This window comes from Phyllobacterium sp. CCNWLW109, assembly GCF_037203905.1.
GTDB classification, from domain to species: Bacteria; Pseudomonadota; Alphaproteobacteria; order Rhizobiales; family Rhizobiaceae; genus Phyllobacterium; species Phyllobacterium ifriqiyense.
Map to the genome: position 1 here is coordinate 630,034 of NZ_JBBCBK010000003.1, position 22,463 is coordinate 652,496.

Annotated in this window: 22 protein-coding genes; 12 read left to right on the plus strand and 10 right to left on the minus strand. The window is 54.3% G+C overall.

Annotation, left to right across the window (positions count from 1 at the left end; genetic code table 11):
- Positions 1-213 precede the first annotated feature (213 nt).
- Both leuS and V9K92_RS13605 read left to right on the plus strand, forming a co-directional pair.
- On the plus strand, positions 214-2,832 hold the full coding sequence (gene leuS / locus V9K92_RS13600) for a leucine--tRNA ligase (protein ID WP_337354228.1): 2,619 nt from the start codon (positions 214-216) through the stop codon (positions 2,830-2,832).
- Positions 2,819-3,400 (plus strand): LPS assembly lipoprotein LptE, encoded by a 582-nt coding sequence (locus tag V9K92_RS13605; protein ID WP_336440409.1) that lies wholly within the window; start codon positions 2,819-2,821, stop codon positions 3,398-3,400. Before leuS ends, V9K92_RS13605 begins: the two co-directional genes overlap by 14 nt.
- A 79-nt stretch (positions 3,401-3,479) precedes the next feature.
- Here V9K92_RS13605 and fsa read toward each other — a convergent pair whose 3' ends face one another.
- Complete coding sequence (gene fsa / locus V9K92_RS13610) at positions 3,480-4,133, minus strand: fructose-6-phosphate aldolase (RefSeq protein WP_115054346.1); 654 nt, start codon at positions 4,131-4,133, stop codon at positions 3,480-3,482.
- A gap of 105 nt (positions 4,134-4,238) precedes the next feature.
- Here fsa and V9K92_RS13615 point away from each other — a divergent pair, with 105 nt between their 5' ends.
- The 7 genes from V9K92_RS13615 to V9K92_RS13645 all read left to right on the plus strand — a co-directional run bounded on the left by V9K92_RS13615 (position 4,239) and on the right by V9K92_RS13645 (position 12,603).
- The gene (locus tag V9K92_RS13615; protein ID WP_337354229.1) at positions 4,239-6,422 is read left to right on the plus strand and encodes a primosomal protein N'; all 2,184 of its coding nucleotides are present in this window, start codon (positions 4,239-4,241) and stop codon (positions 6,420-6,422) included.
- 281 nt (positions 6,423-6,703) lie between these two features.
- A complete protein-coding gene (locus tag V9K92_RS13620; RefSeq protein WP_115054345.1) occupies positions 6,704-7,093 on the plus strand; it encodes an AGROH133_08824 family phage infection protein in 390 nt (129 codons plus the stop codon).
- 244 nt (positions 7,094-7,337) lie between these two features.
- On the plus strand, positions 7,338-7,898 hold the full coding sequence (locus tag V9K92_RS13625) for a F0F1 ATP synthase subunit delta (RefSeq protein WP_336440411.1): 561 nt from the start codon (positions 7,338-7,340) through the stop codon (positions 7,896-7,898).
- Positions 7,898-9,427 carry a F0F1 ATP synthase subunit alpha gene (gene atpA, locus V9K92_RS13630; protein WP_115054344.1) on the plus strand — a complete coding sequence of 510 codons (1,530 nt, stop codon included), beginning with the start codon at positions 7,898-7,900 and terminating at the stop codon, positions 9,425-9,427. Before V9K92_RS13625 ends, atpA begins: the two co-directional genes overlap by 1 nt.
- Positions 9,428-9,446: 19 nt before the next feature.
- Positions 9,447-10,325, plus strand: coding sequence for a F0F1 ATP synthase subunit gamma (locus tag V9K92_RS13635; RefSeq protein ID WP_115054343.1), 879 nt, complete (start codon positions 9,447-9,449; stop codon positions 10,323-10,325).
- A gap of 18 nt (positions 10,326-10,343) precedes the next feature.
- Positions 10,344-11,963 (plus strand): F0F1 ATP synthase subunit beta, encoded by a 1,620-nt coding sequence (atpD, locus tag V9K92_RS13640; RefSeq protein ID WP_337354230.1) that lies wholly within the window; start codon positions 10,344-10,346, stop codon positions 11,961-11,963.
- Positions 11,964-12,195: 232 nt separating this feature from the next.
- On the plus strand, positions 12,196-12,603 hold the full coding sequence (locus V9K92_RS13645; protein WP_115054341.1) for a F0F1 ATP synthase subunit epsilon: 408 nt from the start codon (positions 12,196-12,198) through the stop codon (positions 12,601-12,603).
- A gap of 51 nt (positions 12,604-12,654) precedes the next feature.
- Here the strand turns inward: V9K92_RS13645 and V9K92_RS13650 are convergent, their stop codons facing one another.
- From V9K92_RS13650 to V9K92_RS13670, 5 genes are all read right to left on the minus strand, one after another.
- On the minus strand, positions 12,655-12,804 hold the full coding sequence (locus V9K92_RS13650; protein ID WP_337354231.1) for a hypothetical protein: 150 nt from the start codon (positions 12,802-12,804) through the stop codon (positions 12,655-12,657).
- Between the two features lie 76 nt (positions 12,805-12,880).
- Positions 12,881-13,414 carry an RNA pyrophosphohydrolase gene (locus V9K92_RS13655; RefSeq protein WP_336440412.1) on the minus strand — a complete coding sequence of 178 codons (534 nt, stop codon included), beginning with the start codon at positions 13,412-13,414 and terminating at the stop codon, positions 12,881-12,883.
- A 32-nt stretch (positions 13,415-13,446) separates the two neighbouring features.
- On the minus strand, positions 13,447-14,598 hold the full coding sequence (locus tag V9K92_RS13660; RefSeq protein ID WP_435530124.1) for a divergent polysaccharide deacetylase family protein: 1,152 nt from the start codon (positions 14,596-14,598) through the stop codon (positions 13,447-13,449).
- A gap of 95 nt (positions 14,599-14,693) precedes the next feature.
- Complete coding sequence (locus V9K92_RS13665; protein WP_115054338.1) at positions 14,694-16,019, minus strand: S41 family peptidase; 1,326 nt, start codon at positions 16,017-16,019, stop codon at positions 14,694-14,696.
- The gene (locus tag V9K92_RS13670) at positions 16,009-17,367 is read right to left on the minus strand and encodes a murein hydrolase activator EnvC family protein (RefSeq protein ID WP_336440413.1); all 1,359 of its coding nucleotides are present in this window, start codon (positions 17,365-17,367) and stop codon (positions 16,009-16,011) included. The genes V9K92_RS13665 and V9K92_RS13670 overlap by 11 nt, the downstream gene beginning before the upstream one ends.
- 289 nt (positions 17,368-17,656) lie before the next feature.
- Here V9K92_RS13670 and V9K92_RS13675 point away from each other — a divergent pair, with 289 nt between their 5' ends.
- Complete coding sequence (locus V9K92_RS13675; protein WP_115054336.1) at positions 17,657-18,376, plus strand: glycosyltransferase; 720 nt, start codon at positions 17,657-17,659, stop codon at positions 18,374-18,376.
- On the opposite strand, the gene V9K92_RS13680 is transcribed toward V9K92_RS13675, so the two are convergent.
- From V9K92_RS13680 to V9K92_RS13690, 3 genes are all read right to left on the minus strand, one after another.
- Positions 18,318-19,784: a glycosyltransferase family 39 protein gene (locus V9K92_RS13680; RefSeq protein ID WP_337354232.1), complete on the minus strand. Its 1,467-nt coding sequence runs from the start codon at positions 19,782-19,784 to the stop codon at positions 18,318-18,320. The genes V9K92_RS13675 and V9K92_RS13680 overlap by 59 nt on opposite strands.
- A 159-nt stretch (positions 19,785-19,943) precedes the next feature.
- Positions 19,944-20,108, minus strand: coding sequence for a DUF1328 domain-containing protein (locus V9K92_RS13685; RefSeq protein ID WP_115054334.1), 165 nt, complete (start codon positions 20,106-20,108; stop codon positions 19,944-19,946).
- 82 nt (positions 20,109-20,190) lie between these two features.
- On the minus strand, positions 20,191-20,985 hold the full coding sequence (locus V9K92_RS13690; RefSeq protein ID WP_115054333.1) for a response regulator: 795 nt from the start codon (positions 20,983-20,985) through the stop codon (positions 20,191-20,193).
- A 182-nt stretch (positions 20,986-21,167) separates the two neighbouring features.
- Between V9K92_RS13690 and V9K92_RS13695 the strand changes: the two genes are divergently transcribed.
- A complete protein-coding gene (locus tag V9K92_RS13695; protein WP_443094465.1) occupies positions 21,168-21,359 on the plus strand; it encodes a NepR family anti-sigma factor in 192 nt (63 codons plus the stop codon).
- 12 nt (positions 21,360-21,371) lie between these two features.
- A complete protein-coding gene (locus V9K92_RS13700; protein ID WP_115054331.1) occupies positions 21,372-21,923 on the plus strand; it encodes an RNA polymerase sigma factor in 552 nt (183 codons plus the stop codon).
- Here V9K92_RS13700 and V9K92_RS13705 read toward each other — a convergent pair.
- On the minus strand, positions 21,906-22,319 hold the full coding sequence (locus V9K92_RS13705) for a response regulator (protein WP_115054330.1): 414 nt from the start codon (positions 22,317-22,319) through the stop codon (positions 21,906-21,908). The genes V9K92_RS13700 and V9K92_RS13705 overlap by 18 nt on opposite strands.
- Positions 22,320-22,463: the final 144 nt, after the last annotated feature.

The window sequence follows — 22,463 nt, forward strand, 5'->3', positions numbered from 1 at the left end:
GACGGTTCACTTAATACGTGGTGAAGGTCCGCCCAACTAGGGTGTGCGAGATTCACGCCATGGTGGCCTGCAAATGGCACTTTTCTGTGCTTCCGGTACTCATGAACCAAAAGTTCACTCCGTTCCGGTTCTCGAAAACTACCATTTTCGGCTCACCCTGACCTGAACTTCGACGCACCCTAATCCAGTATCCTTTGCAAGAGAATCCCGTTCATGGCAACCGAACGTTACAACCCGCGTGTGGCAGAAAAGCACTGGCAGAAAGTTTGGGACGACGCCAAGCTCTTTGAAACCAGCAATGATGATCCGCGTGATCCTTATTACGTGCTGGAAATGTTTCCCTATCCATCGGGCCGTATCCACATGGGTCACGTGCGCAACTATGCCATGGGCGATGTTGTAGCGCGCTACAAACGTGCCAAAGGCTTCAATGTCCTGCACCCGATGGGCTGGGATGCTTTTGGCATGCCTGCGGAAAATGCAGCGATGCAGAACAAGGTTCACCCGAAAACCTGGACCTATCAGAACATTGATTCGATGCGCAAACAGTTGAAGTCCATGGGCCTGTCACTCGACTGGTCGCGTGAATTCGCAACATGCGATGTTGAATATTATCACCGCCAGCAGATGCTTTTCCTCGATTTCGTTGAGAAGGGGCTCGTGACGCGCAAATCCTCCAAGGTCAATTGGGATCCGGAGGATATGACGGTGCTTGCCAATGAGCAGGTCATTGACGGACGCGGCTGGCGTTCCGGCGCTCTGGTTGAGCAACGTGAGCTGACGCAGTGGTTTTTCAAGATCACCGACTTCAACGAAGAATTGCTGAGCGCGCTGGACGGGCTGGACCAATGGCCGGACAAGGTGCGCCTGATGCAGCGCAACTGGATCGGCAAATCGGAAGGCATGCTGATCCGCTGGGCGCTGGATGAGACGTCAGCCACGTCCGAAGCTAGCGAGATCGAAGTCTACACAACCCGCCCCGATACGCTGTTCGGTGCCTCATTCATTGCGATTGCTGCGGATCATCCGCTGGCGAAAAAAGCCGCTGAGCACAATGCTGCTCTGGCGGAATTCAATGAGGAATGCCGCCGTGCGGGAACCTCCGTTGCTGCCCTGGAAACGGCTGAGAAGAAGGGTTTCGATACGGGCCTGCGCGTTGTCCATCCGCTGGATGCGAGCTGGACATTGCCGGTCTATGTCGCCAATTTCGTCCTGATGGACTATGGCACGGGCGCGATTTTCGGCTGTCCTTCCGGCGATCAGCGCGATCTGGATTTTGCCAATAAATATGGTTTGCCGGTGGTGCCGGTTGTCATGCCGAAGGATGCGGATGCTGCGACCTTCCAGGTAACAGAGACGGCCTATGTGGATGATGGCGTGATGATCAATTCACGTTTTCTGGATGGGTTGACACCTGCTGAGGCCTTTGACGAGGTTGCAAAAAAGCTGGAGAACCAGACAATCGGCAATCGCCCGCAAGGCGAACGCAAGGTCAATTTCCGTCTGCGCGACTGGGGTATTTCCCGCCAGCGTTACTGGGGATGCCCGATCCCCATGATCCATTGCGATGATTGCGGTGTGGTGCCTGTGCCAAAAGCTGACTTGCCGGTGAAGCTCCCCGACGATGTGGAATTTGACCGTCCCGGCAATCCGCTGGATCGTCATCCAACATGGCGTCATGTCAACTGCCCGAAATGCGGCAAGGCTGCGCGCCGCGAAACCGACACGATGGATACATTCGTCGACTCATCGTGGTATTTCGCACGCTTTACGGCGCCATGGGAAAATGAACCGACCAATCCGAAAATTGCCAATCATTGGCTGCCAGTCGATCAATATATTGGCGGCATCGAGCACGCCATTTTGCACCTGCTTTATTCGCGCTTCTTTACGCGGGCGATGAAAGTTGCCGGTCATCTGGACATTAGCGAGCCTTTCAAGGGTCTGTTCACCCAAGGCATGGTCGTGCACGAAACTTATAAGGGCAAGGAAGGCTGGGTTACTCCGGCTGAAATCAGACTGGAAGAAATCGATGGCAAGCGCCGCGCGGTCTTGCTTGCCACGGGCGAGGAAGTCGAAATCGGCTCGATCGAGAAAATGTCGAAGTCGAAGAAAAACGTTGTCGATCCAGATGATATTATTGCTTCCTACGGTGCTGATACAGCCCGATGGTTCATGCTGTCCGATTCACCGCCCGAACGCGATGTCATCTGGACAGAAGCGGGAGCAGAAGGCGCGCACCGTTTTGTGCAGCGCGTTTGGCGGCTGGTATCGGAGGCAGCAGAGAGCCTGAACGGTGTGGCGCCAGTGGCAGCGACTGACGGTGACGCCTTGCAGATTTCCAAGGTGGCCCACCGGACAGTCAAGCTGGTTGGCGAAGACCTGGAGAAACTGGGCTTCAACAAAGCCGTGGCCCGTCTCTATGAGCTGGTGAATCTTTTGGCTGGTCCCTTGCAAAAAATTGCCGCAGGCGAAGCAGATGCTGCGTTGACCGGCGCTTGCCGTCAGGCCACGGAAATGCTGCTTTCGATGATTGCGCCGATGATGCCGCATTTGGCCGAAGAATGCTGGAAAGCGTTGGACGGGCAGGATTTGATTGCGCACCGTCCGTGGCCTCAGTTCGATCCGGCATTGATTGTCGAGAACGATGTCACCATGCCCGTGCAGATCAACGGAAAGAAGCGCGGGGATTTGACAATTGCCCGCGATGCGGATCAATTGACGGTCGAAAAGGCCGTGCTTGCACTTGATTTCGTGCAGACAGCGTTGAATGGCAATTCGCCGAAGAAAGTCATTATTGTACCGCAGAGGATCATCAATGTCGTTGTCTGATCGTTGGATGCAGGGCTTTAGCTCCAAGCGTTTGTTGTCCCTATGCGTTGTAGGATTGGCGCTGGTTGCCAGTGGCTGTCAGGTGCGCCCGCTTTATTCTGATGCCGGTCCTGCTGTTGGCAGCAGCGTCGGTGTCGATGGCAGCATGCGCTCCAAACTTGCGAGTGTTTCCATCAACCAGCCTGGCGACCGCGTTACGCAGGAGGTGCGGAACCATTTGATCTTCCTGTTTGCAGGTGGTGCTGGTCAGCCAGCAAGTCCCGCATATTCGCTGCAGCTCGGTGTGAGTTCAAAGAATCTATCTCTGGCCCTTATCCAGAACGCGACCAATGATAAATCAGGCCAGCCGACAGCGGGCTTGATCCGCATGACCGGCACTTATGTTTTGAAGCGGACGTCAGACGGGCAGGTTGTTGGTCAGGGAACGAGAATTGTGACGTCGAATTATGATTCGCCACGGCAGCGTTTTGCGGCCACCCGTGCAGCGCGCGACGCAAATAATCGTGCCGCACGTGAACTGGCCGAGGCACTGAACCTGAGTGTCGCGCAGGACCTTTCCAAATTTTGATTTGAAAATCTCTTGCCTAACAAAACGCCCGCCTTGATTGAACAAGACGGGCGTTTTTGTATTTATAGATCAGATCAAACTAAGCGATGGATTGGCCTGTCTTCGCCCAATCGGCCAGGAATGTTTCGAGGCCCTTATCTGTCAGCGGGTGCTTGACCAACGCCTTCAAAGTGGCAGGCGGTGCTGTGACGACATCAGCGCCGATCAATGCCGCGCTCTTGACGTGGTTGACGGTGCGCACAGATGCAGCAAGAATTTCAGTCGGATAGTCGTAATTGTCATAGATGGTGCGGATTTCGGAGATCAGCTCCATGCCGTCAATGCCAATATCGTCAATACGGCCAATGAAGGGGGAGATGAAGCTTGCACCGGCCTTGGCAGCAAGAAGCGCCTGATTGGCGGAGAAGCACAGGGTGACGTTGACGAGATGACCGTCGGAGCGAAGCGCCTTGCAAGCGCGAAGACCGTCAAGCGTCAGCGGAACCTTGATGCAGATATTGTCGGCAATCTTGGCAAGAACCGCGGCTTCCTTCATCATCTGCTCATATTCCACGGCAGCAACTTCTGCAGAGACAGGTCCCTTGACGATGCTGCAGATTTCCTTGGTGACTTCGAGAATGCTGCGGCCGGATTTGAGAATGAGCGAAGGGTTCGTCGTAACGCCATCGACCAGTCCTAGGTCGTTAAGCTCGCGGATATCCTTAACATCGGCAGTATCGACAAAAAACTTCATTGGGGCATTCCTTCCTAATATGACAGCTGGTCTGGAGAGGAGATGGGATATATCTCCGGAAAGTGGCTTTTCTTTAGACCAAAGCCGCGTCAAGGTCACGCACATATGAGTGAAGATTCGCGCCTCCCGCAAAAAATCGTTCCGGTGCTCGTGCCTATGCCGGCAGAGCGGCCCTATAGCTATGCCGTGCCGGAGGGAATGGATGTAAAGTCGGGATCAATCGTACGTGTGCCGCTGGGCCCGCGCGAGGTCGCTGGCATTGTCACAAGTGATGTGACCGATGATATTTCCGCCAAGAAATTGCGGCCAATTTCGGAGCTTTTCGATTGCCCTCCTGTTGATGATGGCATGATGCGCTTTATGCGCTGGGCCGCCGATTATACGATTTCGCCGCCGGGAATGGTGGCGCGCATGGTCTTGCGAGTTCCCGCTGCATTCGACCCCGAGCCGCACGTGCCGGGCTTGCGCTTTTCGGGCAGGGAGCCGGAGCGGATGACGGGGGCACGCGCCCGCGTTCTTGAGCTTGCCGAAGACGGCATGGCGTGGACCCGCACCGGCCTTGCCCATGCCGCCGGTGTTTCCGCTACCGTGATCGATGGTCTACATACGGCTGGCGTGTTTGAGCAGGTGATGATCCCGCCGCGTCCCATCGTGGCTGCGCCGGATATCAATTATGCCAAAGCGGTTCTTTCCAGCGATCAGGCCGAAGCTGCCGACAGGCTCGTGGAAGCAGTATCGAGCAAGGACTTTTCGGTCACTCTGCTTGATGGCGTCACCGGCTCGGGCAAGACCGAAGTCTATTTCGAAGCGCTTGCCAAGGCGATCGAGCAGGGCAAGCAGGTGCTGATCCTTTTGCCGGAAATCGCGCTGACGCAGCAATTCCTCGATCGTTTCCACGACCGTTTCGGGACCAAGCCTGCGGAGTGGCATTCGGACCTTGCGCCAAAAACACGCGAGCGTGTCTGGCGGCAGGTGATGGAAGGACAGGTCCGCGTCGTTGCCGGGGCGCGGTCAGCGCTATTTCTGCCATTCAATGATCTCGGGCTGATCATTGTCGATGAAGAGCATGACTCTGCCTATAAGCAGGAAGACAGGGTGTTTTATAATGCCAGGGACATGGCTGTGGTGCGTGGGCATATCGGCAATTTTCCCGTGATTCTTGCCTCGGCAACACCGTCAATTGAAAGTCAGGTCAATGCGATGCAGGGCAAATATACCCGCATACGCCTGACCGGGCGTTATGCCGAGGCGGCGATGCCTAATCTACGCGCCATCGACATGCGAAAATCGCCGCCGCGTCCGGGCGGGTTTCTGTCGCCCGCACTGGTCGAGGCGGTCAATCAAACATTACAGCGCAAAGAGCAGTCGCTGCTCTTTCTCAATAGGCGCGGTTACGCACCTCTAACCCTTTGCAGGGTTTGCGGCCATCGTTTCCAATGCCCCTGTTGTTCCAGCTGGCTTGTCGAACACAGGTTTCGCGGGCAACTAGTCTGCCATCAATGCGGACATCATGAACCCAAGCCTGATGCCTGCCCGTCCTGTGGGACGTTCGATCATCTTGTCGCCTGCGGGCCAGGGGTCGAGCGTATCGCGGAAGAAGCCGAAAAGACGTTTCCGGATGCACGGATTATCGTGCTGTCATCAGATTTGATGGGCGTGAAGCGCCTGCGGCTGGAGCTTGATGCCATTGCGCGCGGCGAGGCCGATATTGTGATCGGCACGCAGCTTGTCGCCAAGGGGCATAATTTCCCCAATATGACGCTGGTTGGCGTGGTCGATGCCGACCTTGGCTTGGCCAATGGCGATCCGCGTGCTGCGGAGCGCACCTTCCAATTGCTTAATCAGGTAACGGGCCGCGCCGGGCGAACCGGCAAGAAAAGTACCGGCCTGTTGCAAACCTATCAGCCGGACCATCCGGTGATGCGGGCCATTGTCTCAGGCGATGCCCAGGCATTTTATGACCGGGAAATAGAAGAGCGTGAGCGTTCCGGTCTCCCTCCGTTTGGCAGGCTGGGGGCATTAATAATCTCCGCAGCCACAAGGCCGGAGGCAGAGGCGCATGCGCGCGCCCTGCGCCGCGCCGCGCCCACATCACAACAGATCAATGTTCTGGGTCCCGCAGAAGCGCCGCTGGCGCTGGTGCGGGGCCGTCATCGCTTCCGGTTGCTTATCCACGGCACACGCAAAGCGGACATTCAGGGCTTTATTCGCGCGATGCTGGGTGCCGGTCCAAAAGAAAGAGGGTCGATTAGGGTGCAGGTTGATATTGATCCGCAGAGTTTCCTATAAAACCCGTCATGGAGGGCTGCAAATGGCGCTCTGCACTCCGGTGCTCATGTACCCAAAAGTACATTCCGCTCCGTGGTTCGAAAATCACCATTTTCGCCGCCCCATGACAAGTTTAAGCGCGGCGCTATAAGAGGGGCTGTTAGAGCATCGGACCGAAAGTGGAATTCCGGTTTTCGGATAATCCGATGCTATACAAAACTATAGATCGCCATCTTGTGTCCGTGAGGACGTCCGGTGATCTATAAGCGGTCGAGTTGTTTGTCTAGAAAAGGGTGCAAGAAATGGAATTTTACTGGCCGGCAAGTCAGGGGGAGTGGATGGCCTGGTTATCAGCGGCCATCACTGTGGCGTTCGGTATCATCCTGTTTTTTGCGCCGCGCATAGCCTTGAAAGTTTTGCGCCTCCAAACTGTTCCCGCGCATCCGGAAGCGCTTTCAGCCGTTCGCGGACCTCTTGCCGGTTTTTATCTGGGGCTTGGCCTTTCCGCTTTGATTTTCTCACAGCCCTTTTTGTGGATCGCTTTGGGCGTATCCTGGGGAATTACGCTTTTCGGTCGCCTGATCTCGATGATGTCAGATCGTGGCAATACGATTTACAACTGGGTAATGGTCATTATTGAACTGGCCCTTGCCGCAGGTCCATTGCTCTTTGCTTTCGGCTTTATCGCATAGTCAGAAAGGCCAGAGTGGAATAGTTGACTCAAGATTATCCAGAGTTCAGGCAATTCTGATCGCCATTTTACCGGATTCCCGTGTTGCGAGTCCGGTATTCCTATGCTAGACGGCAATCAAATCTCGTCAGGGATGGCCTTCGGGTCATGTTCTGAGGTTAAAAAAATCAATAATGCCAAAGATTTGACCCGAAATCCCTTCAGGTCGCCCGATTTTTGGCCAAAACGCAGAGAGCTTGTCGTTCGTGGCAGAAACTTCGTCGCTCATTTCCGGTGTTGCCCAGCGCTATGCGGGTTCATTGTTTGATCTCGCACTGGAGGCAAACTCCGTTGCGCAGGTAGAGAAAGATCTCGGCAGGTTCGAGGCTCTTATCGATGGCAGTCCTGAACTGAAGCGTTTGATCGTTAGCCCGGTTTTCTCGTCAGGCGATCAGGTCAAGGCGATCTCCGCCATTCTGACCAAGGCCAAGATTAGCGGTCTCGTCAATAATTTCCTGCGTCTTGTCGCGCAGAACCGGCGCCTTTTCTCGGTGCCTGCCATGATCCAGTCATTCCGCCAGATCGCAACCGCCCATCGCGGTGAAGTTGCGGCGGACGTTACTTCCGCGCATGCCTTGACGGCGGCGCAGCAGACAGAATTGAAGGCCACGCTGAAAAGCGTCGCCGGCAAGGACGTGACAATCAATGTCACCATTGATCCGTCGATCCTTGGAGGTCTCATCGTCAAGTTGGGGTCCCGCCAGATCGACACTTCGCTTCGCACAAAACTTTCTTCGCTTAAGCTTGCACTGAAAGAGGTCGGCTGATGGACATCCGCGCCGCGGAAATTTCCGCAATCCTTAAAGATCAAATCAAGAATTTCGGCCAGGAGGCAGAAGTCTCCGAGGTTGGTCAGGTTCTGTCCGTCGGTGACGGTATTGCCCGCGTTTACGGTCTGGACAATGTTCAGGCCGGTGAAATGGTGGAGTTTCCTGACGGAACTCGCGGCATGGCCCTGAACCTTGAAAGCGACAATGTTGGTGTCGTTATTTTCGGTTCCGACCGTGACATCAAGGAAGGTGATACGGTCAAGCGCACAGGCGCGATCGTTGACGTTCCTGTCGGCAAGGAATTGCTCGGTCGCGTTGTTGACGCTCTGGGTAATCCAATCGACGGCAAGGGCCCAATCAAAGCCACTCAGCGTTCACGCGTTGACGTCAAGGCTCCTGGTATCATCCCACGCAAGTCGGTGCATGAGCCAATGTCGACCGGCCTCAAGGCTATCGATGCTCTGATCCCGGTTGGCCGTGGACAGCGCGAATTGGTCATCGGCGATCGCCAGACCGGCAAGACTGCAATCATTCTCGACACATTCCTTAACCAGAAGCCAGCGCATGATGCGGGCGACGAGAACCAGAAGCTGTATTGCGTTTATGTCGCTATCGGCCAGAAGCGTTCAACTGTTGCCCAGTTTGTGAAGATCCTTGAAGAGCGCGGCGCGCTTGAATATTCGATCATCGTTGCTGCAACTGCTTCTGATCCTGCACCAATGCAGTATCTGGCTCCGTTTGCCGGTTGCGCCATGGGTGAATATTTCCGTGATAACGGCATGCACGCTTTGATCGCCTATGACGATCTTTCCAAGCAGGCTGTTGCTTACCGCCAGATGTCGCTTTTGCTGCGTCGTCCTCCGGGCCGTGAAGCCTATCCAGGCGACGTTTTCTATCTGCATTCCCGTTTGCTAGAGCGTTCTGCCAAGCTCAACGACGAAAATGGCGCAGGTTCCCTGACCGCCCTTCCAGTCATCGAAACGCAGGCTAATGACGTGTCGGCCTATATTCCGACCAACGTGATTTCGATCACCGACGGTCAGATCTTCCTCGAAACCAACCTGTTCTATCAGGGTATCCGTCCAGCTGTTAACGTTGGTCTGTCGGTTTCCCGCGTTGGTTCTGCTGCGCAGATCAAGGCGATGAAGCAGGTAGCGGGTTCGATCAAGGGCGAGCTTTCGCAGTATCGTGAAATGGCTGCTTTCGCGCAGTTCGGTTCCGATCTCGATGCATCGACACAGCGCTTGCTTAATCGCGGCGCGCGTCTGACCGAGCTTTTGAAGCAGCCACAATTCTCGCCGCTCAAGACGGAAGAACAGGTTGCTGTGATTTTCGCCGGTGTTAACGGCTATCTCGACAAGCTTGCTGTCAATCAGGTCAGCAAGTTTGAACAGGGCCTGCTGACATGGCTGCGCACGGAACATAAGGATGTTCTGAGCACAATCGCATCAGAAAAGCAGATCAGCGACGACACCAAGGGCAAGCTTAAGGCAGCAGTTGATGCCTTTGCCAAGTCCTTCGCTTAACCACTGACGGGATGAACGGATGCCTTCGTTAAAGGATCTGAGAAACCGGATCGCCTCGGTCAAGGCGACGCAGAAAATCACCAAGGCGATGCAGATGGTCGCCGCGGCGAAGCTGCGTCGTGCGCAGGAAGCTGCGGAAGCCGCGCGCCCTTACTCGCAGCGTATGGCTGCGGTTTTGGCGAATATTGCTTCCAATGTGGATGGTGATGATGCCCCGGTACTGATGAGTGGAACCGGCAAGGACGATGTGCACCTGTTGATTGTCTGCACATCGGAACGCGGACTTTGCGGCGGTTTCAACTCGCAGATTGCGCGTTTGGCCCGTGACCATACCCGCCGCTTGCTTGCTGACGGCAAGACGGTGAAAATCATCACCGTTGGCAAGAAGGGCGCGGACATTCTGCGCCGCGATCTTGGCAAGCTTATCATCGATCACGTTAATCTGCGTGAAGTGAAGCAGGTTGGTTTCACCAATGCTGACGAGATCGGTCACAAGATCATCGGACTTTACAATGAAGGCGCTTTTGATGTCGCTACATTGTTCTATTCCGAGTTCAAGTCTGTGATTTCGCAGATTCCAACTGCACAGCAGCTGATTCCGGCCAGCGCCATTGGCGATGCCGAACCGGAAACCGCGGGCGATGCAGTCTATGAATATGAACCGGATCCGGCTGCCATTCTCGGCGACCTGATCCCACGCAATATTTCTGTCCAGGTTTTCCGCGCTCTCCTTGAAAACGCGGCATCGGAACAGGGTGCGCGTATGTCCGCCATGGACAACGCAACCCGCAACGCCGGTGACATGATCAACAAGCTGACAATGTCGTATAACCGCCAGCGTCAGGCCCAGATCACCAAAGAACTGATTGAAATCATTTCGGGCGCGGAAGCGCTCTAATCGCGAAGGTAAGGATCGATGGCAAAAGCAGCGACCCCGAAAACACCCGCAGCCGCAAAAGCAGCTGCACCCAAGGCAGCCGCTAAGCCAGCAGCGGCGAAGGCAGCTCCAAAGGCTGAAGCCAAGGCTGCACCTGCCGCCAAGGCAGCAGCACCGAAAGCTCCTGCAGCAAAGTCTGCCAAGGCGCCTTCGGCACCGAAGACTGCCCTGAAGGCAACCGGCGTTGTCGGTCGTGTCAGCCAGGTCATCGGCGCTGTGGTTGACGTTGCCTTTGATGGCGGCGTTCTGCCAAAGATCCTCAACGCGCTGGAAACCGACAATCTCGGCAATCGCCTGGTTCTGGAAGTTGCTCAGCACCTCGGTGAGAACACAGTTCGCACGATCGCCATGGACTCGACAGAAGGTCTGGTTCGCGGTCAGGTCGTATATGATACGGGTTCTGCGATCATGGTTCCGGTTGGACCTGAAACGCTTGGTCGTATCATGAACGTTATCGGTGAGCCGGTTGACGAAGCTGGCCCGATCAAGACAACTTTGACCCGCGCTATTCACCAGCCAGCGCCTGAATATGTTGATCAGTCAACAGAAGCTCAGATTCTGGTCACAGGCATCAAGGTTATCGATCTTCTCGCGCCTTATGCTCGTGGTGGTAAGATTGGTTTGTTCGGCGGTGCCGGCGTGGGCAAGACCGTTTTGATCATGGAATTGATCAACAACGTCGCCAAGGCGCATGGTGGTTACTCGGTATTTGCCGGTGTGGGTGAACGTACCCGCGAAGGTAACGATCTCTATCACGAAATGATTGAGTCCGGCGTGAACAAGGCTGGCGGCGGCGAAGGTTCCAAGGCGGCACTTGTTTACGGTCAGATGAATGAGCCACCAGGGGCACGTGCTCGTGTTGCTCTCTCCGGTCTGACAGTTGCGGAGCATTTCCGCGATGAAGGCCAGGACGTTCTCTTCTTCGTGGACAATATTTTCCGCTTCACGCAGGCTGGTTCGGAATTGTCGGCTTTGCTCGGACGCATTCCTTCTGCTGTGGGTTATCAGCCAACGCTGGCAACCGACATGGGTCAGATGCAGGAACGCATCACCACGACGCATAAGGGTTCGATCACTTCGGTTCAGGCCATTTACGTGCCCGCCGACGATTTGACCGATCCGGCGCCTGCGACATCCTTCGCGCATCTTGATGCGACGACAAACTTGAACCGTGCGATTTCCGAGAAGGGTATTTACCCGGCTGTGGATCCGCTCGACTCGACATCGCGCATGCTTGATCCGCTGATCGTTGGTGAAGAACACTACCAGATTGCCCGTCAGGTGCAGTCAATTCTGCAGCGCTACAAGTCGCTTCAGGACATCATCGCCATTCTCGGCATGGACGAGCTTTCGGAAGAAGACAAGATTGCAGTGGCACGCGCCCGCAAGATCGAACGCTTCCTGTCGCAGCCGTTCTTCGTTGCTGAAATCTTCACCGGTTCGCCGGGCAAGCTGGTCGATCTGGCCGACACCATCAAGGGCTTCAAAGGCCTTTGCAATGGCGATTATGATCACCTGCCGGAAGCAGCATTCTACATGGTTGGCTCGATCGACGAGGCAATCGAAAAGGCACAGCGTCTGGCAGCAGAAGCAGCCTAATTCGGAAATGATGGCGGGCTACGGCCCGCCCTTTTCTATCTAATTTGGCAATTTCTATTGGGAAACCTGTTCCCGCGTTTTGCAGTTGCTTGAACTGATCGGGTCTAAAGCAATACCAGCAAAAATGTGAAACGGTTTTGCGTCCGGAGTTGCGTAGGAACAAAGGCTTAGAGTGCAGTTTTGATCCATCAAGACGTCAAGCGCTCTAAATCACAGGAATTGAGTGGATATCATGGCTGAAGCCTTCCAGTTTGAACTCGTCTCGCCAGAACGCCTGCTTCTTTCGGAGCAGGTCATTGAAGTCGTTGTTCCGGGCACGGAAGGCTATATGACCGTCCTGGCTCACCATGCTCCGTTGATGGCAACGATCAAGCCAGGCGTCGTCACAGTAAAGACACCTGATGGAAAGCCCGACAGCTATGTTGTTTTCGGCGGCTTCGTTGATGTAACGCCAGATGGCTGCATTCTTCTCGCGGAATCGGCGGTACACGTCACCGATATAAAGGCTGATGAACTGCAAAACCGCATCAAGGACGCCAAGGAAGACTTCGAGGATGCGACTACACGCGAAGAGAAGTCGCGTGCGGAAGATCTGCTCGGTCAGTTGACAACATTGCAGGAAGCCATCAAGGCAGCTTGAGTATTTCAGCATGAGCTATAATGATGAAGCGGGCATTGGCCCGCTTTTTTATTATGCTTTTTCGCGAGCCACGATGTCGCGAATCCACAGTGCCGTATTGGTTTCTTGAAGCGTCTGCTGTTCGCCTTGGGTTGTGCGATAGGTACTGTCCGGCTCGCAGCCAATCACTTTGTCAGGCGGCATCTGACGATGAATAAACATCGACTTCGCCACTTGCGCGTGAATTGTCGCGCCATACGAGAGAAAGAACGGTTTCCTATTTAGACCGGAAAAGTCTTTAGCCTGGGTTTGCCGCCAAATGCTTGAACGCGGCGACAACCTCTTCATAGACGGCGCGCTTAAATGGAACGATCAAATCAGGCAATTGCGCCATTGGCTTCCATGCCCATTCGTCAAATTCGGGGGTATGTCCGCCGGGCGGCGGGTTGATGGCGATCTCGCTTTCGTCGCCTTCAAAGCGATAGGCAAACCACTTTTGTGTCTGGCCGCGATATTTGCCCTTAAGAGCAACACCCATCAGATGCGGTGGCAGATCATAATTGATCCAGTTTGGCGCTTCGGCGAGCAAAGATACGGACTTCATGCCGGTTTCTTCGTAGAGCTCGCGCAGCGCTGCCGGTTGCGAAGCTTCACCTGGATCAATGCCGCCTTGCGGCATTTGCCAAAGCTGGGTCTGCCCATCCATCTCGTCATTGGGTATGACGATACGATGACCGGCCCAGACAAGTCCTTCCTTGTTGAGCACCATGATGCCGACACAGGGGCGATAGGGCAGGGATTGTGGATCGACAGGCTTTTTGTTCTTGCTCATGCGGATGCTCCAGTGCGCGCGTTCGAGGAGTGCTAGCCCTTTTGCGGATCGCGGACAAGCGCCGATATGGGGACGATTTCTATGCCACGCGCCTTGGCTTCATTCGCCCATGCGGCGACTGCTTCAACAGTTACATCGAACGCCGAGCCAGTCGCAATCGCGGTGCCTTTGGCGCGTGCAATGCGTTCCAGTTCATCCAGTTTCTTCAGGATGCCGCCGCGCTCCTGCGTTGCATCAATTAACAAGTCTGCGGCAGCGTAGGGCGTGCCTTGCTGTGTGGCAATTGCATCTGCTTGGCTGCGGGCCGAGGTGCCGTCATCCAGATAAAGCAAGCCACGGCGGGTAATCTCCTGCATGACAGGTGTCATTGCCGCAGCCTCCGACGTGAAACGCGCGCCCATATAGTTCATGACGCCCGTGTAGTTGGTAATGCGTCCCATTGTTTTGTGCAGGTTCTCAATCGTGGCGGCGGGTTGTGCATCCACGGTCAGTGTATTGCGGCCGGGATTCACCCGCGGATAGTCGAAAGGCTCCAGAGGCAATTGCAACAATATTTCGTGGCCTTCCTGACGGCCTGCCTGCATCCAACGGCCCAGGCTATTGCCTTCAGGCGAGAAGGCCAAAGTTATTTCGGGCGGCAAGACACGGATAGCATTTTGAGAACCGGTCTGAGACAGGCCCAAACCGCCGATAATAATCGCCACACGCGCACCGCGCGCGCCTGACCACGGTCTTGCATAGGCATCAAGCGGACGACGCCCGTCTGGTGCAATGATCGGAAGCGGCCCTTGCGGGGACTGCTCGAGCAAATCCGGTTCTGGCAGATGCGCGGTTCGAGGGTCTTGGGCGCGTCGTGCCGGGTCACCAACGACAATGACCTTTGGTCCGCCCGCAACCTCATTGGATATATTGCCTGGCAACTGGTTGGAGATTGTTGTTTTCGGCAGGGTAGGTGAAATCGGCTCGGGAGTAGGAGCTTGCGTGGCAATGGGGATAGCTGGTTTTGCTTCAGGCCGCCGGAAGCCTTGATGGCTGGTATAGGAAATTACGGATGACGCAACCAGCATGAGCGTAAAAACAGTCGAGGGCAGTATCCATGACCCTGCCGTTTTATTGCCCGCTCTGACGTTCGGCCCTTTGCCGGTTCGCCCCAGCGGCCTGTTCAATTCTGAATTCACGCTTATTGGCCGGAAAAAGGGAGGAAGTGCTGGCAGCAAATGCTGCGATAAGGGAGGAAAGCGACCGGGCTAATCAAGGAAGCCCGGCCGCTTTTATCATATTAGTTGGGTACACCCTTTTTGGGGTCAGCAGGAAAGGCTGCATTGGCCTGTTCGCCGCGTAACAACTTCATTGCCTGTATGAGCTGCAGGTCGTCCTTTGCTTCCGGTGGAACATAAGGAATGGAACCGGAACCTTCTGCATCTTCCTGAGCGCCCTTGATATGGCCCTTCAGGCTTGATTCGCTCATTGGCTCAACCTTGCCTTTCAGCTCTTCCGGCAATGGCTGCTCAACGGTAATGTCCGGTATGATGCCCTTGCCCTGAATGGACTTGCCGGCAGGCGTGTAATAGAGCGCTGTTGTAAGACGCAGCGCGCCATTCTCGCCAAGCGGGATAATCGTCTGGACCGAGCCCTTGCCGAACGAGCGCGTGCCAAGAATCGTACCACGGCGATGATCCTGCAAGGCACCGGCAACGATCTCGGATGCACTGGCGGAGCCGCCATTGATAAGCACGATCAGCGGCTTGCCATCAGTCAAATCCCCTGCACGGGCATCAAACCGGGTGATGTCCTGGGGATCACGGCCACGAGTCGAGACAACCTCACCCTTATCGAGGAAAGCATCCGAAACGGCGACCGCCTGATCGAGAAGACCGCCTGGATTCAGGCGAAGATCAAGAACAAAGCCTTTGAGCTTGTCCTTGGGGATCTTGCTCTGGATATCTTTGATGGCCTTTTGCAGATCGTCAAATGTCTGCTCGGTGAATGAAATCACCCGAACATAGCCAACATCATTCTCAACGCGAGATTTGACAGCCTGGACCTTAACCACGTCGCGAATGATCGTCAGCACGATCGGCTTATCGGCACCCTGGCGGATAAGCGTAAGTTCAATCGGGGTTTTAATCTCGCCGCGCATCTTGTCGACAGCGTCGGTGAGCGTCAGTCCACGAACTTCAACGCCATCGATCTTTGAAATGTAATCGCCGGCAAGAACGCCTGCTTTTGCGGCTGGCGTGTCATCAATCGGTGCGATGACCTTGACCAGTTCGTTTTCCATGGTGACTTCGATGCCAAGACCGCCAAATTCACCCTTGGTCTGAACACGCATATCCTGCGCCTGTTCAGCATTCATGTAGGATGAGTGCGGATCAAGCGAGGTCAGCATGCCATTAATGGCATTCTCGACTAGCTTCTTGTCATCCGGCGGCGTGACGTACTGGGCGCGGACACGCTCGAATATATCACCAAAAATTGAAAGCTGTTTATAGGTGTCGTTGCCCGCAGCCTCTGCAGCGGTAGTGGGCAGGGCACCCTGCACAACAACCATTGCCGTAGCGCCCATCAGTGCTCCAGCCATGAGAAGCGATAGTCTACGTATCATTTGCGGTCCTTCCAGCAAGTCGATCCGCCCACCATGGAGCGGGATTAACAGGTTTTGTATCTTTCCGGAACTCAATGTAAAGCATTGGAGCTCCATTTCCCATCGGTACAGGTGCACTGCTCGCAATAAGTTGTTCGTTCATTACACCGACCGGCTCTCCTGCCAGAACAAACTGGTTCTGCGAGACATTGATTCTGGACATTCCCGCCAAAACGACATGATAGCCATTGCCGGCGTCAAGTATCAAGAGTTGACCATAAGATCGGAATGCGCCCGCATAAAGGACAACGGCATCCGCCGGAGCTGTTATTGTCGCTCCGGGGCTGGTTTCCAGCGTGTCGCCCTGAAGAGCGCCGCCAAGACCGTCATTATCGCCAAAGTGCTTAACGAGTTTGCCCGCCGCCGGCATGGCAAGCCGGCCTCGCAAGGAAGCAAAATTTTCCTGCGCAACCAGGCGGTTCTGATTTGCTGCAAATTCTTCGGCCCGTTTGCGGCTGGCTTCCAGCCTCTGCTGCTCTTCGCTGCTGGCCTCGGTGGCGGCTTTTTGCACCTCCGCCATATCTTTTTCCATAGAGGCGATAAGACCTTGCAGCGAAGTGGCGCGCTTGGCCAAATTCTCTGCCCGCTGTTTTTCAGCGGCAAGAGTTGCCTCGGAGGTTGTTTGCAGCTTTTGCTTTTCAGCCAACAGCAGGTCGAGCCGTTTCTTTTCCTCTGCCTGACTGGACAGCGCCGCGGTCAACCGGGCTTGCTCTTCTGAGATCGACGTCTTGATCCTGGTCAATTCTTTCAGATCAGCGATCAAGACTTCCGTCTGTTGGCGCATTTCAGGTACAACCGCGCCCAAAAGCACAGCACTGCGCACAGATGCCAGAGCATCATCAGGGCGTACCAGGAGGGCTGGAGGCGGGCTTAGGCCCATTCTTTGCAAGGCGGCGAGAACTTCGGCCAAGGCGCCCCGGCGCTGCCGCAAGACCAGCCTTACGCCGTCCTCGCGCTCCCGCAGGCCGGTGAGCCGGTCCGTAAAGCTGGTTATATCTTCGCTAAGTTTTTTTTCTGTTTTCGCCGCCTGAATAAGAGCGGCCGTAATTGTCGTCTGGTCTTTTTTCAAACCCGATATTTCTTTATCGAGCGAAGCGACCTTGTCGGCCGAGAGCGATATTTGACTGGTCAGATCCTGAAGCTCTTTTGCGGTTTCCGCACGTTTTGCCTCGATTGAAGATTGCTCGGCTGGAGTGATCGCCGTCTGGGCACGGGTAGCTGGACTGAAAGCCATGGCGCAGGCAAGAATAACCGCTCCGGAAATGTTTTTCCCCGAACCGATAAACGCTCTGGTTAGCTCAACTTTCATTACCTGTCCGGAATCAAGATGTTGTTTGAACCACTCTAGAAAGCTCCGCCTAATGAAGCATTAACCATGATGGGTTCGTATCGATAGCCCTTTATCTACTAGCAATCGGGATGGCGGAATTGCGGCGTTAAATAACGAGCCATATAGTTGCACGGCGAAAGGCCTGATTTTGTCCAATTAGAAGGGATGGAAATCGTTTCGACGTATCTATACATAGCAAATTATCGTATCGAGTGTGAACTGGTTCTGTCGCCAGTACTCTGCCGGTATTGTTTAATGGTTTCCCGATATGATCGAACTCACAATCATTGTTCCTGTATATAATGAGGCTGGCAATATTGGTTTGCTTGTCAAAGAGATCAGCGCCGTCATGGCCGATGGTCCGGCCCATGAAATCATTATCGTTGACGACGGTTCGACGGATGAATCAGCGAGCGAAGCCTTGCGCGCGGACGGCAAGGTTCGCGTGCTGCGGCACGAAAAGCGTGCTGGCAAATCGCGCGCGTTGCTCAGCGGTTTTCAAGCCGCGAATGGTCGGTGGATTGCCACGCTGGATGGTGACGGCCAGAACGATCCTGCCGATATAAAGAAACTGTGGAGCCGTATAGAAGCATCACCCCCTGTGCTTTTTGCAGGTGTGCGCAAGCGTCGGAACGATGGTTTGATCAAACTTCTCACTTCTCGCTTTGCCAATTTCGTTCGCAAGCGTCTTCTGAAGGATGATTGCCGGGATGCGGGATGCGGTTTCAAAATCCTGCCGGCTGCCGCTGCGCGGCATTTTCCTTATTTTGATAATATGCATCGATTTATCCCGGCGCTGTCACGACGCGCCGGGATGCCTGTTGTCGAGGTCGATATAGAAGATCGGCCAAGGCTGGCTGGCGTTTCGAAATATGGTTTCTTTGATCGGGCCGCTGTTGCTTTTCTCGATACGGTTGGCGTGTTCTGGCTTATCCGCCGTTATTCTGATCCGGTACAGGTGACGGAGATGAAAAGCGCTGAAAGCTGAAAGTTCGCAACTCTCCGCTGAAATTTCTGACTGGTGCGGTAACACGGGTAACTGGGCTCGCGGGTAAAGCATTGGCGGGTAATTGAGCGAGAAGATTTTCGGCCGGGGCATCATTACCCTGCCAGACAAGCACGACATCGCTGGCTGTACCCCGCTCGGGCGGCCAATGCAGGAGAACAGAGATATTGGCTGCATCATCCTGACGATTTGAGATGACTGTCGCCGGAGCCGGATTTTGACCGCGAATGGCGCTGCTGATCGCATCAAAAGGAAATGTGAATCGCGGCGTCCCGAAAAGCGCTACGCCGGCAAAGCCTAGCGGGGCGAGCACGAACATGCAGGCCGCCAGAATCAAAAGGTTGCGTGCTCCAAGAACTTGCGGGAAACGCAATGCAAGCAAGATCGCCGTTGGCGCCAGAATGGGTGCCATGTAACGCTGGGCTACCGAGTGATAATCGGCCAGCAATACCAGCAGTGCGAAAGCGCCCAGGCCAATCAATATCGTGCGCAAGAGCAGTTTCCGCACGTCTTCATCGCCGTCGGCTGCCGGCCGCGGGTGATCCCGGGTTCTGCCGATGACATATACGGCAAAAGCACATCCGGACCAAAGCGCAGCGGAAACAATAAGGCTAAGAAACCCATCCAGACCTATATGTGGCAGGTCGATCACATCGAGATAATCTACGGGTTGATTCAACTTTACCATACGCCCTGCCGTTGCAGTAAGCGGGGCATATAGTGAGGCGATAGCAACCGGAGCGAACGCCGCCACGAAGATCAGGATTGATATCCAGATTCGCCGGTTAAAAAGCTGGCGGCGGATAGATGATGTCAGGACCGCGGCGACCAGGAAGCTGATCAGAAATATAAAGAAATTATACTTGGCCAGTGCACCTATGGCAGCCCAAAGCCCGAACCACGCATAAGCAACGTTGCCTGCACCGGATCTCAGCAGCGCCAGAGAGTGAATTGTTCCAATCGCGGCGACGAGAACAAGAACGGTGTGCGCCGTCGTTTGTATCGACATCCATACGATTTGCGGCAGAAACGCCGAAGCTATAAGTGCCAATACGCCCGCCCGGTCCCCCGCCAGACGTCTTGCTGAATCAAATACCAGCCAATGATAAAGACCGAGCAATGATAGGCGCACAAGCGCAAGCGACAGCACCCAATTCCAACCTGTCAGCTCAAGCGCCAGCCGAACCAGCCAATTGTATAGCGGAGGGTGTGAATTGCCATATATCCATGAAAAATCGACAGCGCCGACAAACTGGGCTTCATCAATTTCCATGAAGCGGGATAGTAACAGGCGCACGGCCAGAAGAAGGATAATGTAAACTGCGATTGTGCGAGGCGCGCGGCGCGCAAACCACGCCCAATTTATTTCCGGCCCGTCAAGTGAGGCCAAGTTGAATTTCCGCCAAGTCACTCCCAAACCCCACCGCTTGCTTATTGGGGTGGACTACTACGATAGATGGACAGGTGCAATCCCGCCTCGCGATCAAGTTGAATTTAAGTGTAGGTGGCTACCAAAAAGCCGCCAGTTTTACTGGCGGCTTTACTCGATTCAGGCCCGTCGTATGATACTTGCTATCAGCGACACAACAAGCAGAGCCAAGAACACATAGAATATAATCTGCGCAATACCCGCAGAAGCGCCTGCAATTCCGCCGAAACCCAAAGCACCCGCGACAAGCGCGATGATCAGAAAAATTACTGCATAATAAAGCATTGTCATCTCCCTTTATTGTTGAATCAGAAACGAAACAGAGTTCGTTTGGTTCCCGCAATATTCAGGGAGATTGTTTGCTTTCCTATGCTTTTGCCTTACTGCTTTCTTTGAAGAACAAAGCTTGAGTGATTAGCGCCTTTACCATGTCCGGATTAAATGGCTTGGTAACAAGAAAGGTTGGTTCGGGACGCTCGCCCGTGAGCAGGCGTTCTGGAAACGCAGTGATGAAGATTACGGGAACAGCGTCCTGACTGAGGATGTCGTTGACAGCATCAATGCCCGAGCTGCCATCTGCCAACTGAATATCCGCCAATATCATGCTCGGTTGCGTCTCGGCATATAGCTTCAACGCTTCATCTTTGGTGCGGGCAATGCCTACGACCTTATGGCCCAGGCTTTCCACCATGTGCTCAATATCCATAGCGATCAAAGGTTCATCTTCGATGATAAGAATATCTGTTGCGATCTGCCTGGAGATGCCGACGGACGCCTCATCAAGAAGTGCGTAGAGTTCATCATCGGAAACGTCGAGAATTTCCATCGTTTCGGATTGGCTGAATCCTTCAAGGCTTATAAGCAAAAATGCCTGACGCGCCTTCGGGGCAATCGAGGTTAGATTTGCAGCGGCGTGTTTTTCCCAGCCATATTCCGACTGCATCTCCAAAGGCCGGACATTGACCGAGTTGAAGTGCTTGACCAGCAATTTGTACAGACCAACCCGATCCGATCCCGCGTCGGGGAACAGGGAAACGTCGGTTATCAAAATTTCGAGCGTCGCTGCTACGTAAGCATCGCCTGAAGACTGCGAGCCAGTGATGGCACGGGCGAAGCGGCGGAGATAAGGCAGGTGGGGGGCTATCCGGGTGGATAATGACATTCGTGAGCGTTCCTGTTCAGGCGATATTGATCAGAATAGAAAGAGAGTTCCGTCCTACAACACTTATCCAAAAAAAAAGTTCCCCCGCTCGGAACTTTTTCTGCATTCAGACATTATCGGCATTAATGTGCCTATAGACATCGCGTCGACATATCAGCAAAGATTTAGCAATGAACGCAAAAATGAAAACATCCCCTGCGTCCGCCAAGGCGCGTGTTCTTCGCCGCGATGCAAAAAATGCTGAAACGGAAATTGGTTTAAAGCTCAGGGCGCTATATGCGTCAGTACAAGAAGAAGAGATACCGGCGCGGTTTCTCGATCTTCTTGAAAAGCTCGACGAGGCTGAACGCCTGCATTCGCGATCCTCGAAGTAAGCGGGCCCTTGAATGGTACATGAATCGAAGGACTTCAAAAGAAATCTGATTGCCTCGTTGCCTAAATTGCGAGCCTTCGCGGTTTCGTTGATCGGCAACCCTGACAGAGCAGACGATCTCGTTCAGGACACGATTATGAAGGCGTGGGCCAAGCAGGATTCGTTTGAGCTTGGCACCAACATCAAGGCGTGGCTTTTCACAATCCTGCGTAATGAGTTCTATAGTCAGATGCGCAAACGCGGTCGAGAAGTGCAGGATTCAGACGGGATTTTCACGGAACAATTATCGGTTCACCCTGCGCAATACGGGTCCTTGGATCTGCAGGATTTCCGAAAGGCTTTGGAAAAACTTCCCGATGATCAACGCGAAGCAATCATTCTAGTTGGAGCCTCTGGGTTTTCCTATGAGGAAGCCGCTGAAATCTGCGGATGTGCCGTCGGAACGATCAAAAGCCGCGTCAGCCGTGCCCGAACCCGGCTGCAGGAACTTCTGGAAATTGAGGGGGAGGTCGACTACGGCCCGGACGCGATCGCTACACAGGTTACTTCAAACAAGTTCGCCTGATGAATTGCCTTTGCTCGACGATTGATCGTTTGCAGAGCCACTGAGCGAAGCGACTGCCCGTATAATCTGGCTTCTGCCGTAGGGTTTTCCCACAACAGGAGTACCTGCGAATTCGGCAATACCACTCAGATCGGCATCATAGGCGCTGGTGAACAGGAGAGGTATGTCACGCGTCCGAAGCAATGAGGCGGCTTTAAGGGAGGACACACCACGGGCTTCTACTTCAAGTATTGCGAGATCGCATATTTGACCGCTATTTATCCAGCTCATCAATTGGTCGATCGTAGAAACAACATGAACAGATTTGGCGCCGCACTCTTCTGCGATTCGCTCAAGTTCCAATCCTATCAAATATTCGTCTTCGAGCACCAAAAGGCGTTTGCCAGCCAATTCCATATTCCAATACTCCAATTTGGAGTTGGTTATGGGGCTGGCTTGACAGTTCTGTCATTTAACAAAGACATATCAATTGCGAAGAAAGCTCATATGAATTTTTGAAGGCATGCTAGGGTCCGGACCCTAGCTTGCGCCCAACAAAAA